This window comes from Rhodococcus baikonurensis (genome assembly GCF_040489275.1).
In the GTDB taxonomy this organism is placed as follows: domain Bacteria; phylum Actinomycetota; class Actinomycetes; order Mycobacteriales; family Mycobacteriaceae; genus Rhodococcus_F; species Rhodococcus_F baikonurensis.
In genome coordinates, this window is record NZ_JBEUOQ010000004.1 from 1 (window position 1) to 14,833 (window position 14,833).

At 62.3% G+C, this 14,833-nt stretch carries 17 protein-coding genes and 1 riboswitch; of the genes, 9 read left to right on the plus strand and 8 right to left on the minus strand.

Going from position 1 to position 14,833, the window contains the following annotated elements; all coding sequences use genetic code 11:
• Positions 1-753: acetyl-CoA C-acyltransferase (locus ABWI03_RS10815; protein WP_353804323.1), on the plus strand; the 753-nt coding region annotated here is incomplete at its 5' end.
• Between the two features lie 71 nt (positions 754-824).
• Here the strand turns inward: ABWI03_RS10815 and ABWI03_RS10820 are convergent.
• On the minus strand, positions 825-1,040 hold the full coding sequence (locus tag ABWI03_RS10820; RefSeq protein WP_095971307.1) for a BldC family transcriptional regulator: 216 nt from the start codon (positions 1,038-1,040) through the stop codon (positions 825-827).
• Positions 1,041-1,151: 111 nt separating this feature from the next.
• On the opposite strand from ABWI03_RS10820, the gene ABWI03_RS10825 reads away from it, so the two are divergent.
• The gene (locus ABWI03_RS10825) at positions 1,152-1,559 is read left to right on the plus strand and encodes a RidA family protein (protein WP_296556560.1); all 408 of its coding nucleotides are present in this window, start codon (positions 1,152-1,154) and stop codon (positions 1,557-1,559) included.
• Positions 1,560-1,581: 22 nt separating this feature from the next.
• Here ABWI03_RS10825 and ABWI03_RS10830 read toward each other — a convergent pair whose 3' ends face one another.
• Entirely contained in the window at positions 1,582-1,851 is a 270-nt protein-coding gene (locus ABWI03_RS10830; protein WP_007734706.1) for a DUF4235 domain-containing protein, read from the minus strand.
• 189 nt (positions 1,852-2,040) lie between these two features.
• Between ABWI03_RS10830 and ABWI03_RS10835 the strand changes: the two genes are divergently transcribed.
• A complete protein-coding gene (locus ABWI03_RS10835; protein ID WP_095971309.1) occupies positions 2,041-2,256 on the plus strand; it encodes a hypothetical protein in 216 nt (71 codons plus the stop codon).
• Positions 2,257-2,263: 7 nt separating this feature from the next.
• Here ABWI03_RS10835 and ABWI03_RS10840 read toward each other — a convergent pair whose 3' ends face one another.
• From ABWI03_RS10840 to ABWI03_RS10855, 4 genes are all read right to left on the minus strand, one after another.
• Positions 2,264-3,421 carry an AI-2E family transporter gene (locus ABWI03_RS10840; protein ID WP_095971466.1) on the minus strand — a complete coding sequence of 386 codons (1,158 nt, stop codon included), beginning with the start codon at positions 3,419-3,421 and terminating at the stop codon, positions 2,264-2,266.
• Positions 3,422-3,485: 64 nt separating this feature from the next.
• A complete protein-coding gene (locus ABWI03_RS10845; protein WP_003945539.1) occupies positions 3,486-3,962 on the minus strand; it encodes a hypothetical protein in 477 nt (158 codons plus the stop codon).
• A 136-nt stretch (positions 3,963-4,098) separates the two neighbouring features.
• Positions 4,099-4,254 (minus strand): DUF6131 family protein, encoded by a 156-nt coding sequence (locus tag ABWI03_RS10850; RefSeq protein ID WP_003945564.1) that lies wholly within the window; start codon positions 4,252-4,254, stop codon positions 4,099-4,101.
• Between the two features lie 164 nt (positions 4,255-4,418).
• A complete protein-coding gene (locus tag ABWI03_RS10855; RefSeq protein WP_095971467.1) occupies positions 4,419-4,820 on the minus strand; it encodes a nuclear transport factor 2 family protein in 402 nt (133 codons plus the stop codon).
• Between the two features lie 100 nt (positions 4,821-4,920).
• Between ABWI03_RS10855 and ABWI03_RS10860 the strand changes: the two genes are divergently transcribed.
• Complete coding sequence (locus ABWI03_RS10860) at positions 4,921-6,276, plus strand: DUF1254 domain-containing protein (RefSeq protein WP_298779763.1); 1,356 nt, start codon at positions 4,921-4,923, stop codon at positions 6,274-6,276.
• Between the two features lie 52 nt (positions 6,277-6,328).
• Here ABWI03_RS10860 and ABWI03_RS10865 read toward each other — a convergent pair whose 3' ends face one another.
• Entirely contained in the window at positions 6,329-7,120 is a 792-nt protein-coding gene (locus ABWI03_RS10865; protein ID WP_283384802.1) for an SDR family NAD(P)-dependent oxidoreductase, read from the minus strand.
• Positions 7,121-7,598: 478 nt separating this feature from the next.
• Between ABWI03_RS10865 and ABWI03_RS10870 the strand changes: the two genes are divergently transcribed.
• From ABWI03_RS10870 to ABWI03_RS10890, 5 genes are all read left to right on the plus strand, one after another.
• The gene (locus ABWI03_RS10870; RefSeq protein ID WP_298779701.1) at positions 7,599-8,456 is read left to right on the plus strand and encodes a siderophore-interacting protein; all 858 of its coding nucleotides are present in this window, start codon (positions 7,599-7,601) and stop codon (positions 8,454-8,456) included.
• Positions 8,457-8,496: 40 nt separating this feature from the next.
• A riboswitch (cobalamin riboswitch) is annotated at positions 8,497-8,677 on the plus strand.
• 58 nt (positions 8,678-8,735) lie between these two features.
• Positions 8,736-9,749 carry an ABC transporter substrate-binding protein gene (locus ABWI03_RS10875; RefSeq protein ID WP_166813304.1) on the plus strand — a complete coding sequence of 338 codons (1,014 nt, stop codon included), beginning with the start codon at positions 8,736-8,738 and terminating at the stop codon, positions 9,747-9,749.
• Entirely contained in the window at positions 9,750-10,502 is a 753-nt protein-coding gene (locus tag ABWI03_RS10880) for a class I SAM-dependent methyltransferase (RefSeq protein WP_095971314.1), read from the plus strand.
• Entirely contained in the window at positions 10,499-11,539 is a 1,041-nt protein-coding gene (locus ABWI03_RS10885; RefSeq protein WP_298779696.1) for a FecCD family ABC transporter permease, read from the plus strand. Before ABWI03_RS10880 ends, ABWI03_RS10885 begins: the two co-directional genes overlap by 4 nt.
• On the plus strand, positions 11,536-12,309 hold the full coding sequence (locus ABWI03_RS10890; RefSeq protein WP_298779693.1) for an ABC transporter ATP-binding protein: 774 nt from the start codon (positions 11,536-11,538) through the stop codon (positions 12,307-12,309). Before ABWI03_RS10885 ends, ABWI03_RS10890 begins: the two co-directional genes overlap by 4 nt.
• Before the next feature lie 15 nt (positions 12,310-12,324).
• On the opposite strand, the gene ABWI03_RS10895 is transcribed toward ABWI03_RS10890, so the two are convergent.
• The gene (locus ABWI03_RS10895; RefSeq protein WP_298779690.1) at positions 12,325-14,685 is read right to left on the minus strand and encodes an arylsulfatase; all 2,361 of its coding nucleotides are present in this window, start codon (positions 14,683-14,685) and stop codon (positions 12,325-12,327) included.
• Positions 14,686-14,833: the final 148 nt, after the last annotated feature.

Genomic DNA, 14,833 nt, shown 5'->3' on the forward strand with positions numbered 1-14,833 from the left:
CTCCACGACATCTTCACCGACCAGGCCATGGGCCTGCTCACCGAACAAGTCAACCAACAAGACTCCGCCCACATCACCCGCGAAGAACAGGACGCCTTCGCCGCCGCCTCACACCAGAACGCGGCCCGCGCCTGGAAAGACGGCTACTTCGACAACGAAGTCGTCCCCGTCTCCATCCCCCAACGCAAAGGCGAGCCGATCGTCTTCGCGCAGGACGAAGGCATCCGAGCCGACACCACCACCGAATCGCTCGGCAAGTTGCGCCCCGCGTTCAGCAAGGACGGCACCATCACCGCCGGCTCCGCCTCCCCGATCTCCGACGGCGCCGCCGCCGTGATCGTGATGAGCAAAACCAAAGCCGAAGAACTCGGCCTGACCTGGATCGCGGAAATCGGCGCCCACGGCGTCGTCGCCGGACCCGACTCCACCCTCCAGTCCCAACCCGCCCGCGCCATCGCCAAAGCCTGCGCCAAGGAAGGCATCGACCCCACCGACCTCGACCTCGTCGAAATCAACGAAGCATTCGCCGCCGTCGGAATCGCCTCCACCCGCGAACTCGGCCTCGACCCCGCCAAGGTCAACGTCAACGGCGGCGCCATCGCCGTCGGACACCCCCTCGGCATGTCCGGCGCCCGCATCGCCCTGCACCTCGCCCTCGAACTGCAACGCCGCGGCGGCGGCATCGGCGCAGCCGCACTCTGCGGCGGCGGCGGACAAGGCGACGCACTCATCATCCGCGTCCCCAAGGCGTAATCAGTTCCTGCTGACCAGATAGGTCGCCGAGCCCTCATCGTGCTCGGCGACCTGTCTGCTTCACGCCGGAGTCACGTCGGATCGAGTGTCGTCGAGCGGTTACGCAACAACTTCTCGATCTCCGACCGTCGGTATCTCCGATGTCCGCCAAGCGTTCTCAGCGTTCCGACTTTGCCCTCCCTCGCCCATCTCGATACCGTCGTCCGGTCGACGTGGAACAGTGCCGCAACCTGTTTGGTCGTCAGCCACTCGTCGACTGGTGCTGTGTGCTCTTCTTCTCGGCTCATTGACAGGCATTCGTAGCCGCAGCCCGGATGGACGGGTCCGATAACGAATTGGCTACCCCAGGTGCGCTGTGAAAGACTGGCTGCAAAACTTTACTATTCCTTGGGGAAACTATGTCGAAGTCGGTAACTCTGATCCGTTCCACATCGCTCTCTTCGGTCGCTGAATATGCTTATGCAGCAACGGCTCCCACCGAAGCCAGACTGATCTTCCTCGCAGGATCTTGCCCGTTGAACGAGGACGGCTCTACTGCCGCCGTCGGCGATTACGCGGGGCAAGCAGCCAAGGCCGTCGACAACCTGAGAACAGCTCTCTCGGACGCCGGCGCGTCGATCACCGATGTGATCAACACCCGCGTTCTGGTGGCGTCGAGCAGTCAAGAAGACCTCGTTGCGGCGTGGGAGGTAGTCCGCGACGCGTTCGGCGATCATGACGCCCCGAGCACTCTGATGGGCGTGACCGTTCTCGGCTACGACGATCAGTTGGTCGAGATCGAGGCAATCGCGGCCGTCGTCGACTGAACTCGAACCGAACCGGACGCTCCTACCGGGGATCTTCGTGAGCCAGCGCCTGGTAGCCCTTTGCCCCCGCACGATCGACTGCGGCTCGCACAACAGCGAATATGGCCCCCTGTAGGGCTGCGGCGATCAGGACTTCCTTGCTCGACCTGCTCAAGTCCTTCGGCTCGGGCGCATTCTTGTCGTCACCGATGCGCTTCCACACCTGCTGGAAGACGGCGCCGGCCAAAATGCCGCCGAGGACGCTCGTCGCCAGTGAGAGTGGCTTGTACATCGCTTTCGATACTGCGCTCATTGCGCGGATCCTCCATGGTTCGATTTCGTACCGCCTGAGCGGGCTGACCGACTCTCACTACCCCGCAGGCGAACTGCCGAAACATTGCACCGGCGCGCCGCGAAGTCGACTGTCGCACGTTATGTTCCACGGGTTTGCCACTTCGCGGGCCGGGTAGGATCGTCTTAGCGAAAGAAGGTTGTGTAAGTCATGGAAAACTACAGAATCGAACTACCGGACGGTACAACGGTGATGGAAGATTTCGTCTCGGATCGCGCCGCAATCGCATACGCGGTCGATCTGAATCACGGGTGCAGCGAGAAAGTATCGGTATTCCGTATCACCGACGAAGGGGAAACCATCCCGACTCGGATGTGCCCCAAGCCGAATCCTGGTTCGCGGCGTCGCGCGCGAAGCGCCCGATAGAGGCCGGTCAAGAAGCGTCGAGGCGGGGGAAGAGTGTTTCTCTTGCGAGCAGCAGCAGGGCCGCAGCAACCGGAATCGCCAGCAACGCACCGACAATACCGAGCAGCGCTCCGCCCAACAGAACCGCGACAACGGTCACCAGTGCCGGGACCGCCACTGTCTTCCCGATGATCTTCGGAACAAGCAGGTAGTCCTCGAGCAGGCGCAACGCGATGAAGAACGCAACTGTCGCCAATGCCGTTGGGACAGAGACTGTCAGGGATACCAAGGCGACGATGACCCCTGCGATCGTGGAACCGACTATCGGGATCAGATCGAGCAGGGCGACCAGCAGCGCCAGTATCAACGGGTACGGCACGTCGAAGATCAACAACCATGCGAAGGTACATCCTGCGGTGATCACGGAGATCAGAACATTGCCGAGGACGTACCCACCCACGCCTGCCAGTATCTGATCACCGATGGCGATTGCTCGTGGCCGCCGCGAATGTGGCACCAACCGATACAGATTCGTGCGGATTCGTGGATAGTCGATCAAGAAGTACGTGGTCAGTACAGCAACGATTCCGGCGTCGGCGACTGCGCTGAACACCGCCCGCCCGGCACCGAGCAAACCCGTTGCGAGCGCAGAACCCGAACCGTCCAGTTGCGTGGTGAGGTGCTGCTCGAGGTGATACTTCTCGTCGAGGTCGCTGACGATGGGATACCGGTCCCGAATGTGCGTCAGAAGTTCTGGAGCGTGCGATGCGAACTGACGCCCCTGCTCGACCAGCGGGGTGATCGCAGCAACGAGAAACAGCGCCAACATCACGGCAATCCCGAAAAGCACCACGGTGACCGCGATCCAGCGTCGGAAATTTCTCCGCTCCAGCCAGACGATCACCGGTTCTATGCCCACCGCGAGAAACAGGGCCACCACGATCAGGATCAGCATGCCTCGCGCCGCAAGCAGCACTTCGATCACCGCGTAAGTCACGGCAACTCCGGCAGCGGCGGTCAGACCGATGAAGAACGGTGAACGACGATCGAACCTCGGTCCGGGTTCACCCAGCGGCCGGACGGGCGTCGCCAATGCGGCGGCTTCGCGTTCGGCCACCGCCATCGGATCCGGAGCTTGGACTTCGCTTTCGGGGTCGGGTGACGTGTCCGCGGAATTGGGATCCATCCAAGCCACCTCACGATCCGCGCGACTTCCCGGCTCGAGGGTGAGTACCCGTGCCGTAGTCGGATCAACCTCGAGGCTTCTCCGCTCCACTTCGTGTCAGCGCGAGCCCGGTTCCCACAACTCCGATGATCGACACAGCGATGGCGATGCTCGGCCAGCCGTCACTCTGCCAGTAGACGTCGTCGAGAGTGATCAGTAACGCGGCCTCGTCGACGATGAGTCCGAGCGCAATGCCCAACGCGATGCCCATCCATGTTCGTGCGCGAGGGCTTCGGTCGACGAGTCCGAAGATCGCCACCCCCGCCAACAGGAGAATTCCCCACAAGTAGTGGTGCAGATGAGTGCCGCCGGCACTGATGTCGCCGACATCCCTGGTGTCGATCTGGATCAACCACGTCACCAGACGTGCTCCGCCGAACGTCAGCGTGAAGGCCACCCACGCCAACACCAAACCGCGACGTGATTCGTCAACTTGATTCCATCTGCGAGGGAATCTGAATCTCTCGGCAGATTTCTCTTCGTCATGATCTCGAGAAAGCATGCTTCATGTTTACCCGACGCCGAACAGAGTGATGATATCGGGTAGAGACACCGAAAAGCTATTGAAGAACGAAAAAGCGGTACTCGATCTCCGAAGAGACCAAGTACCGCCTTCTCAGCTACTCGCCCAGTATCGATCAATACCAGACTTTTCGTCCGCCCACTGCACGCCCGGTAGCACCGAGGATGGACAAAACTGCACCTACGACGACCAAGATGATGCCGACGGTGGTCAGAATACTCAACCCCGTGAAGAAGCCGATCAACGCCAGAATAATGCCGAGAACAATCATGTGAGAACCTCATCCGGTATGCGTATAAAAATGATCTACTCATCTGACGCTACTACAAAAACATCACATTCTATAAATCCGATAATTGACGTCGTAAATACTGAACTCGTATTACTACCCAATAGTCTCGACGTTAAAACATCAGCGTTTCTTCGCATTCTCGTTCACGGTTCCGCGTCCTCGATCTTCGCCTCGACCGCCGGCGTGATGTGGCTCAACACGCAGCGCCAGCGACCTTCTCGCCGGGCGAACACGTCGGTGGTCCACTCGTCGGCGTCGTACTGCCTGCCGTCGTAGTGCGCAGTATTGGTGATCCGTGTGGTGAACAGTGCAACGTCACCGAAGAAGCGCACGCGAGCGTTCCCGACACGGTCCATCGCCGAATGAGTCAGGTCGCCTGAGGCCACGAAGGCCAGAAACTCCGCTTTGGTCGAGACCCCCGATTCCGAAACGATGACCCAGTCGTCGGTCATGAAGTCGCCGATCCGTTCGGCGTCGTTCGAGCACATCGCGACGTTCCATTCGTCTGCGGTCGCTGTCAACGCCGCTTTCTCCTGATCCGACATGTCCACTCCCTCCCCGCCGTCACCCCTTGCGGGTGATGCCGCGACGACAGGGTTCCCGCAAGGTGGACCTCGAACCGACGTGAACGACGAGAGGGCACCGATGACCAGCACCACCCGCACCGAGCTTGCAGCTCAGGCGTACATCTACGGATTTCCCCTCGTTTTCAATCTCGACCAGGTCAATCGGTACGTTCACGACGGTGTCGGGGCAAACCCGGCCGCACCTTTCAACACCTTCAGCCACGCCCGCACGCTCGCCGGCCCGGCCGACACCTTCGTCACGATCAACAACGACACCGTGTACTCGATGGCGCAGATCGACCTCTCGGTCGGCCCCGTCGCGCTGCACGTCCCCGATACCGATGGCCGTTACTACGTCCTCCAATTCGTCGACGCCTGGACGAACAATTTCGCTTACGTCGGGCACCGTGCCACCGGCACCAAGAGCGGAGACTTCCTTCTCGTCCCGCCCACCTGGACCGGAACCCCGGCGGCCCAGACCACGGTGATCAGATTTCCCACGACTGTTGCATCGATCGTCGGCCGGTGGGCGTGCGGTGGCGACGACGACCTCCCCGCCGTGCACGCCTTGCAGGACGCCACCACCCTGACCGTCGTCGACTCCGCCGGGGCGCCGGCAGGTCTCCCGGTCCCCGACTCCGAAGTCAGCCAGGACCTCCTGTTCCTCGAGAAACTCCGCATCTGGTCGCAGGCCTTTGCGCCTGCACCGCGCGACCGAGAGCTGCAGGATTCGTTCTCGGCGATCGGAATCAACGAGCGCGGGCCCTCGCCCTACACCTCGCCGTCTGCCGACTCGCTGTCTGACGACGAGGCAGCCGCACTCGCCGACGGATTGAGGATCGGTGAGAAGAACTTGCTCGAGGCCCTCACCAAAGGCTCCAGTCCCGAAGTCAACGGATGGAAACTCACCTTCCACGCTTTCGACTACAACCTCGATTACTTCGAGGTCGGCGCAATCGACGATCCACAATTCAAAATCGCCGATCCCAGGTTGCGCATCGTCGAACGTGCCGCGGCGGCCAAGGGCGGGCTCTGGGGCAACCATCCCTACGAAGCGGCGTACATCATGACCTACGTCGACGATCAGAGAGAGCAACTGAACGGAAACCGCACCTACACAATCAGACTCGACCCCACTCCACCGGTGAGCGCGTTCTGGTCGTTGACGATGTACTCGGTGCCCGACTTCTTCCTCGTGGCAAACCCGGTCGACCGATACTCGATCGGCGACCGCACTCCAGGTGTCGTCCACGACCCCGACGGTGCGTTGACGATCACGATCAGCCACGAGGAGCCGAAAGATGCCACAGCGAAAGCGAACTGGCTCCCCTCCCCGCCCGGAGACTTCCGACCGGTCCTGAGAATGTACGAGCCTTCGCCCGCCGTACTCGATCAGTCCTACGTCGTCCCCGCTATCACTCGCTCGCGAGAATGACGGCTCGCGTCTGACGGCCTGCCCTGGGGCAGGCCGTCAGACGGACGCAGAATCAGGCGTGTGTGCCGCCGTCGACCCGGATCTCCGTGCCGGTGATGAAAGCACCATCCTCGGAAGCCAGCATCGCGATAACTCCCGCAACACTTTCCGGCCCCGCCATGGGGGCGCCGCCGGACTCCAGATCAGTGCTCAGAATCGGCGACAGCTTGCCGAAGAGCGACCAGTCGGTGTCCTCCGGCAGATACGACGCCGTTGTGTCGGTGATCCCGCTCTTCACACTGCCCGGAGCTACCGCGACGGCGCGCAGACCTTGCTTGCCGTATTCGAGAGCCAGTGCGTGAGTGAAGGACTGGATTCCTCCCTTACTTGCCGCATATGCGGCCATGTACGGGTGCGCGAAGGCTGCGGAGGTGGAGCTGAAATTCACCACTACTGCGTTGCCCGTGGCCAGGAGAGCTGGCAGTGCCTGACGAGTGACGAGGAAGGTGCCGGTCAAGTTCACGGAGATCACCTGATTCCACAAGTCCAGTGAGGTCTCGTGGGTGTGCCCGCCTCGCAGTATCCCGGCGGCGTTGACCAGTACATCCAATCCGCCGAGGTTCGAAATCGCCTGACCCACAACATCGATCACGGAATTCTCGTCTCCGATATCGACGACGACGGTGTCGAGACGACCCTCCGTCGAGGCATGTTCAGCCGACTTCCGGGTGTCTGCCAGACCCTTCTCGGAGATGTCGACAGCGACCACACGGCCACCTTCGGCGAGCAACCGCAGCGCGGTGGCCTGCCCGATTCCAGATCCTGCGCCGGTGACGAGAATACGACGACCTTCGAAACGATTCATTGCTGAGTACCTTTCACGAAAACGAGTTGGTTGGTAATCCAGGCTCGGCGGCGCCGACACACAACCACCCGACACAGAACTTCGGTACGGGAAAAGCGCAGCACGGCAACAGGTGTGGTGCTGCGAAGTCACGGCAAGGCGATGCCCGCCGCAGTGGCGAATGTCAGACGGATCCGGCCGGTACGGCCAATGTTCTTTCGATCCAGACGAGACCGGAGGGGCGGCGGTCGATCGCCTTACGCCCCCGTCGGAAAGTCGCTACGCCGAATCGGGCCGTGCGCAGTGCACGGCCGGAAGCGAGAGAACAGCGGCGTATGGACATCACGAGCACGGTAGCAGTGCGAGTACAAATCGCTCAAACGCGTTGTTCGCTGCGCCAGTTCATTCAGGTAATCAGATGTCACTTCTGGACAAATCTGTCGACTTAGGCAGTACTAACCTGATCGCATCTCGAAAACCCGATCCAGGAGCACAGTCGATGACACATGCAGACGCCACGAGCACAACAACTCCCCCGACGACCGTCCTACGCACCGCTGACCACAATCGCGGACTCAACGACGTTCGCGCGGTCGTAGAAGCACTGGAGCGACCGAGCGACCATCTGCTGCGGATCACGGCCCGTTTGACGGAGTCGACCGACGATCCGGCCTGGTCACGCCCGAACGTCACCGTACGCATGAATCTCGGGCCTTCCTTCGACGACGCTTCGCGCGTGTACACGGTGCGTTCCTACGATTCCGCCACCGGATCGATCGTCATCGACGTGGTCCTGCACGGACAGACCAGCCCGATGATGAGGTGGGCAGCGGCGTTGACCATCGGTGACACCTTCGGTCTCACCGGTCCGCGACCACACTTCTTGGTCCCCGACGTTCCAGGTCGACGGATCGCACTTTTTCTGGACGGCACCGCAATACCTGCGCTGTACTCGATCATCGAGCAGCTACCTACCGACGTGGTCGGAATCGGCTGGGTCACAACAGATGACGAGGTCGCATTCGACGAACTTCCCACCCTCCCCGGCCTGGAACTTCATCGCGTGAGCGCCGATCCCGCCGAGTCCGACGGCCCTCTGACAGCACGAGCACGCGAGCTCGCCGATCCCGAGAGTTACGTCGTGTGGGGAGCCGGTGAACGCAACGAGATGCGCTCAATCCGGAAGCACTTTCGATCGACCGTCGGACTCGACAAAGACGACGTCGCGATATTCGGATACTGGAAGCACGGCGTCAGCAACACCGAAATCGACCTCCGCCGGCGCGAGAACTACGAGCGCATCCTCGCCGACGGTGGAACCCTGACCGACATCGACGACCTGGCGATCGAGATCTGATCGCCCTCACCGGCCGACCTGACCGGTTGTGCACTGCGGTGATAAGTTCCTCTGTGCCAGCAGACCTCCACACAGGGGGTCAGGGAATCCGGTGTGAATCCGGAACTGACGCGCAGCGGTGAGGGTGACCGCCCGGGCTTACGCCACTGGATGAGAATCTGGGAAGGCGCTCGGGTGGAGTGATCTCGAGTCCGAATACCGGCTGGCAGCAGGGGCCAACAGGCGCCTGTTCACACGGTAACGGGCTCCGCGAACGAGCCCCTGCGAGAACGAGATTCCATGCGTCTGTCCACACTTCGCGTATCCGCCGCTGCCGTCGCGGCTCTGTTGGGTGCATCGTTGGTTGCCTGTTCCTCCGAAGACAGTGCTGCCGAACAATCCAACTCTTTCGAACAATCCGGCGCCACTGTTCAGAACTGTGGCCGAGACGTCACGGTGGAGCGACCGATCGAACGAGCGATCGCGGTAAATCAGCCTGCCGCCGAGATGCTGTTCGCGCTGGGAGTGCAGGACCGGATGGCCGGCTACGCCATGAGCGATGACGATGTCCTCCCCGAACTGCGTGAGGCGCGCGGTCAGGTCCAGGCCTTCGACACCGAGTTCCCGTCATTCGAGAGTGTCCTCGAACGCGAACCGGACATGGTTTACACGACTTTCAATTACACGTTCACTTCGGAGGGCATCGCCGACCGAACCAAGTTCACTGACCTCGGTGTCGCGACATATCAGTCACCCAGTGAGTGCACCGGCCAGGACGCAGAGCAGAACAAGGCTCTCACACTCGACGACCTGTATGACGAAATCGGGGACGTGGCAACACTGTTCGATGTCAAGGACAAAGGTGCCGAGCTGACCGAGAGTTTGAAGGATCGCGCGGCCACCGCCACGGCGTCACTGGGAGCCGAGAATGTGACACTGGCGTGGTGGTACGCCGCCACGAAGACCCCGTACTTCGCCGGGTGCTGCGGCGCACCGGGAATCATGACCGACGCGGTGGGCGCAAAGAACGCCTTCGACGACAACAAGCAGTACTGGCCCGAAATCGGTTGGGAGAGTGTGCTCGACCGGGACCCCACCGTGCTGGTGCTCGCTGATCTCGACCGCGGCGGAGACGGCGACAGTGCGGCGGCCAAGATCGCGTTCCTCGAATCGGACCCGGTAGCCAGCAAGCTCACCGCAGTGAAGAACAAGCGATACATCATCCTCGAAGGCACGACGATGGATCCCTCGATCCGCAACGTCGGTGGCATCGAACAACTCTCCGACGGCCTGCGCCGGTTGGGCGTGGTCTAGATGTCCACGGAAGTCAGCGAACTGGTGCGTCAATGGGACGACCAGCAGGCGGCATACATCGCCGATCGCGAGAAGCGCTTCGACGTGATTCTCGACGTTCTCGAATTGCAGTACGCGCACGCTCCGTTCACAGTCGTCGACCTGGCCTGCGGACCTGGTTCGTTGAGCGTCCGGATCCTCGAGAAGTTCGGGCACGCGAGCGTTGTGGGGATCGACTACGACCCGATGTTGCTGGAAGTCGCCCGCCAGTCGTCGACTCGTTTCGGCGACCGAATGCAGCTGGTCGACGCAGACCTGCTGAGTACCGATTGGCCGACTTCGGTGACTGCGCCGGTTCAGGCGATCGTGTCGACGACCGCGCTGCACTGGTTGCAACCGCAGCAGCTCGTCGAGGTGTACCGGCAGTGCCGCGAACTGCTGAGCCCCGACGGCGTTCTGCTCAACGGTGATCACTTTCGCTTCGACGGTCGCTCCCCTGTCATCGGACGGTGGGCGAAGGCGCACGACGAGCAGACACAACGCTCCGCTTTTGCTGCCGGGGCTCCCGAGTGGGACAGCTGGTGGGACGAGTTGCGGGCCACCCCCGGGATCGGGGCACTGACCGACGAGCGTGAGCGCAGATTCGCCGGTCGCGACGCCACCGCGCCCACCGCCGTCGATTTCCAATTGGCGGCGCTCGCGCAAGCAGGTTTCCGGGAGTCGGGTACGGTCTGGCAACTGTTCGACGACTACGTGGTCTACGGCGTGAGATGACGACAAGAGTTCGGCTGCGTGACAACCCGACTGCCGTCAGCCTGCTGTGGGTGATCGGTGTTGTCACGCTGGCCGGGTCGGCCGCCGTGGCGATCACGTTGGGGCCGGCGGGCCTGTCGGTCGGTGAGGTGACCTCGATCCTCGTCGGGCACCTCGGAGGTACCGCGGCGGACGTCACACCTATCCGCGACGGCATCGTGTGGGATCTCCGTCTGCCGCGTACTCTGCTCGCCGCGCTCTGCGGTGCCGGTCTCGGGTTGTGTGGAGCGATCATGCAGTCGCTGCTTCGCAATCCACTGGCCGATCCGTTTGTCCTCGGCATCTCGTCCGGCGCCTCGACCGGTGCCGTACTGATCGTGATCCTCGGAGTGGGGTCGGGAGTGATCGGCCTGTCGAGCGGCGCCTTCATCGGCGCGGTGATCTCCTTTGCCCTTGTGCTGCTGCTCGCCCACGCGGCCGGCGGCACGCCGGATCGGGTGATCCTGGCCGGTGTCGCCGCGACCCAACTGTTCTCCGCGCTCACCTCGTTCATCGTCATCACCTCGGCCGATCCCGAGCAGACCCGCGGCGTGATGTTCTGGCTCCTGGGCTCACTCGGTGGCGCCGACTGGCTCGACGTCGCGCTCTGCGCTGCGGTGGTCGCAGTCGGCCTCGTGGTCTGTCTGACTCACTCCCGCGCACTCGACGCCTTCGCCTTCGGTGAAGACGCGGCGGCGTCACTGGGAGTGAACGTGTGGCGGGTGCGCGTGACCCTTTTGTTGGCAACAGCTTTGATGACCGCGGTGATCGTGAGCGTCGCTGGCGCCATCGGCTTCGTGGGCCTCGTCCTCCCTCATGCGGCACGGGCCCTCGTCGGGTCGAACCACCGCCGACTCCTGCCCGCGTCTGCACTGATCGGCTCCATCTTCCTGGTCTGGGTCGACGCTGTGGCACGCACAGCCATTGCACCGCAGGAACTCCCGGCCGGCGTGGTGACCGCACTGGTCGGTGTGCCTGCGTTCGCCGTCATACTCTGGAGACGGAAGGCCAGGCCATGACACTCGAAGCAACCGGTGTCAGCTGGCGGGTCGGCGAGGCGCTCATAGTCGACGACCTCGACGTGTCCCCCATCGTCGGAAGCACGGTAGGACTCCTCGGCCCCAATGGCTCGGGTAAGTCGACACTGCTGAAACTGCTTGCCGGGCAGAACCGTCCGACGTCCGGTGTGGTGGCTCTGGACCGAACTCCGTTGCCTGACTGGAAACGCCGCGATGTCGCGCGCCGGATTGCCACCGTCGATCAGCACAGCAACACCGAGATCGACCTGACGGTAGCCGAGGTCGTCGAACTCGGACGCACACCGCATCGCGGACTATGGGGCGGGCAGTCGGATTCCGACCGCGACGCCGTCCGCGCTGCGATCGAACACACCGATCTCGGCGGCATGCTGGACCGTTCGTGGCACACGCTCTCGGGTGGGGAGCGCCAACGCGTCCAGATCGCGCGCGCCCTCGCTCAGGAACCTCACGAGCTGCTACTCGACGAGCCGACCAATCACCTGGACATCAACCACCAACTCGAATTGCTCGCGCTCGTGCGACGCCTGCCCACCACCACGATCATGGCTTTGCACGATCTGAATCTGGCCGCCATGTTCTGCGATTCGATAGTGATGCTGAACCGTGGATCCATCGTGGCCCACGGAAGCCCGACCGATGTCCTCACCGCCGACCTGATAGCCGAGGTCTACCAGGTCGACGCCGAGGTCCGCTTGGACGGCCCCGGCGGCATACCCACCGTGAGATACCTTCCACCCAGCTCGGATTAGACGCGCTCGGATCTGTCATTCACGCGAGAGCATCGCCACTGCTTCGCGTTCGAGGTCGACGTACGGTTCACCACTGACGTCGATCGCCACTCGGTTGAGCGTTCCACCGGTAAACGCCCAAGGTGACGTACCCGGGTAATCGTCGGTCACAGGCTCCCCGCTGTCACGGCCTGCGTTGAGCCCTTCGCCGCCGCCGATGCTGAACTTGCCTGGCTGAGTGCGGATTCTGCCCTCACCGACTTTCCGGTCGCCGTAGTAGAGACCGAGCACCCCGTGCGCAGTGCCCGGCGGGTCCTCACCTTCCTTCTCGAAAGTTGCTGCCAAGATCACGTTTTCGCCGATCGGAAGGTCTTCGGTGGCATCGATCTTCTGCTGTTCACTGCCGAGGAAGTTGTACACGTAATGCAGTCGGTTGTCCTTGACGTACAGCGAATGACCGCCGAACCTGCCGCCATGCGAGAACAGCACGCCGGCCGCACCCGGTTCGGCCAAGTCGACAACTGCTCCGATCGAAAAGGAACGATTACGAAGGTTGACGGCGACGGCCTCCGGTACCTCGGCTCCCCCTGGACGGTAGACGTACCGGTTGCGCGGCGGAGCGAGCTGGGGGCGAGGCGTGGTGAGGAGTTCGACACCGGACCGATCGTCCAGTGGCAGAGCTTGATTGGCACCGGCCTCGTGGAACCACAACCCCACGAGCTCGGCCAGCCTGCCGGGTTCTTCATCCGCAAGGTTCCGGAGCTCGGCTCGGTCGACCTCCGTGTGGTAGAGCTCCCAGGTGTCTTCCGAGAAATGGCCCCACCCGCTCAGAGTCGGGTGCGTGGTGACTGCCTTCCAGCCGTCATGCCAAATCCCTCGTCCTCCGAGCATCGAATAGAACTGGGTGTGCTTGGCGGTGGGGATGTTGCCGGCGTCGAAGCTGTACCGCATGCTCACGCCTTGGATCGGGTGCTGGGTGTATCCCTTCACCGTGTCGGGCAAGTCGACGCCGACGCAGTCGAGCAGAGTCGGGACGACGTCGATAGCGTGGTGGTACTGATCTCGAATCTCACCACGGGCGTCGATGCCTTCCGGCCACGAGATGATGCAGGGGTCGCAGGTTCCACCGTTGAACGAGTACCGCTTCCACATCTTGAATGGAGTGTTGAACGCCATCGCCCACCCGTTGGGGTAGTGATTGTATGTCTCGGTGCTGCCCAACTCGTCCAGCTTTGACAGGTTCTCGGCGAGGTCGTCGGGTACGCCGTTCGCAATCTTGTTCTCGTTGACGGATCCGTCGGGTCCGCCTTCACCGCTGGCACCGTTGTCGGAGACCACCACGATGATCGTGTTGTCGAGCTGCTCGATTTCTTCGAGGTATGCGAGCAGGCGTCCGATCTGATCGTCGCAGTGCGAGAGGAAGCCCGCGTACACCTCCGCCATCCGTGAGAACAGTCGTTGCTCGTCAGCGGAGAGAGTGTCCCATGGTCGAGTGAAATCCAGCGGCGGGAACGGTTCGCCGTCAGGTCCGGTGCGGGTGTCAGGAGTGCCTATCGGGTTGAGTGAGGGCAGAGTCGTGTCGTTCGGGACGAGTCCCATTTCCTTCTGCCTCGCCAGAATCTCATCACGCATGGCTTCGTACCCCGCGTCGAACCTTCCTGCGTAGCGATCGGCCCATTCGCGGGGCGCGTGATGTGGAGCGTGTGCGCACCCGGGGGCGTAGTAGAGAAATACCGGCCGTTCCGGAGCTATCGACTTCACGTCACCGATGTACTCGAGCGCCCGGTCTGTGATGTCGACACTGAAGTGGTATCCCTCTTCCGGCGTCGACGGCTGTTCGACGGGATGGTTGTCGTGAACGAGGTCGGGATACCACTGATTGGTCTCGGCACCGAGAAAGCCGTAGAACCGCTCGAATCCGCGACCGACCGGCCAATTCCGTTTTGTGGAAGCAAGATTCATCTCGTCTTCGGCGCAGAGGTGCCATTTCCCGACCATCGCGGTACTGAACCCCTGCTCGACCAGAACCTCGGCGAGCGTGGCACATTCGGGAGGGATGTGACCGTTCCCGCCGGGAAACCCGACCGCGCACTCACTGATGCAAGCCATTCCGTTGGTCGTGTGGTTCCGGCCGGTGAGCAGACACGATCGCGTCGGTGAGCACAGCGCTGTGGTGTGCCACTGCCCGTACCGCAATCCGTTGCCCGCGATGCGGTCGATGTTCGGCGTCTCGATCGGTCCCCCGTAGCAACCCAAGGCGCCGAATCCGACGTCGTCGAGAACGATGTAGAAAATGTTCGGCGTGCCGGCGGCAGCCTTCGGCTGCTCGTATGGGCTCCAGTCGGGAATCGAATCGCGAATATCGAGGTTGACGACGCCTTTGAATGCGTTGGCCATGACCTGGCTCCTTGTAGGTGATCTGAATGCCAGCCTCTACGGCCGCATGGTCAATCGCATACCCCGATTGTGCTCACCGAAGCGCTGTCGCCCGAAATGGGCGATGCCATCTTCGGCAGGAAGTCCGAGTATGAAAGTGCCGGGTCTG

Excerpts from the sequence above, each read along its gene's own strand:
- ABWI03_RS10820 (WP_095971307.1), bottom strand. The coding sequence starts at position 1,040 with ATGAGCCGAGAAGAAGAGCACACAGCACCAGTCGACGAGTGGCTGACG.
- ABWI03_RS10825 (WP_296556560.1), top strand. The coding sequence starts at position 1,152 with ATGTCGAAGTCGGTAACTCTGATCCGTTCCACATCGCTCTCTTCGGTC.
- ABWI03_RS10830 (WP_007734706.1), bottom strand. The coding sequence starts at position 1,851 with ATGAGCGCAGTATCGAAAGCGATGTACAAGCCACTCTCACTGGCGACG.
- ABWI03_RS10835 (WP_095971309.1), top strand. The coding sequence starts at position 2,041 with ATGGAAAACTACAGAATCGAACTACCGGACGGTACAACGGTGATGGAA.
- ABWI03_RS10840 (WP_095971466.1), bottom strand. The coding sequence starts at position 3,421 with ATGGATCCCAATTCCGCGGACACGTCACCCGACCCCGAAAGCGAAGTC.
- ABWI03_RS10845 (WP_003945539.1), bottom strand. The coding sequence starts at position 3,962 with ATGCTTTCTCGAGATCATGACGAAGAGAAATCTGCCGAGAGATTCAGA.
- ABWI03_RS10850 (WP_003945564.1), bottom strand. The coding sequence starts at position 4,254 with ATGATTGTTCTCGGCATTATTCTGGCGTTGATCGGCTTCTTCACGGGG.
- ABWI03_RS10855 (WP_095971467.1), bottom strand. The coding sequence starts at position 4,820 with ATGTCGGATCAGGAGAAAGCGGCGTTGACAGCGACCGCAGACGAATGG.
- ABWI03_RS10860 (WP_298779763.1), top strand. The coding sequence starts at position 4,921 with ATGACCAGCACCACCCGCACCGAGCTTGCAGCTCAGGCGTACATCTAC.
- ABWI03_RS10865 (WP_283384802.1), bottom strand. The coding sequence starts at position 7,120 with ATGAATCGTTTCGAAGGTCGTCGTATTCTCGTCACCGGCGCAGGATCT.
- ABWI03_RS10870 (WP_298779701.1), top strand. The coding sequence starts at position 7,599 with ATGACACATGCAGACGCCACGAGCACAACAACTCCCCCGACGACCGTC.
- ABWI03_RS10875 (WP_166813304.1), top strand. The coding sequence starts at position 8,736 with ATGCGTCTGTCCACACTTCGCGTATCCGCCGCTGCCGTCGCGGCTCTG.
- ABWI03_RS10880 (WP_095971314.1), top strand. The coding sequence starts at position 9,750 with ATGTCCACGGAAGTCAGCGAACTGGTGCGTCAATGGGACGACCAGCAG.
- ABWI03_RS10885 (WP_298779696.1), top strand. The coding sequence starts at position 10,499 with ATGACGACAAGAGTTCGGCTGCGTGACAACCCGACTGCCGTCAGCCTG.
- ABWI03_RS10890 (WP_298779693.1), top strand. The coding sequence starts at position 11,536 with ATGACACTCGAAGCAACCGGTGTCAGCTGGCGGGTCGGCGAGGCGCTC.
- ABWI03_RS10895 (WP_298779690.1), bottom strand. The coding sequence starts at position 14,685 with ATGGCCAACGCATTCAAAGGCGTCGTCAACCTCGATATTCGCGATTCG.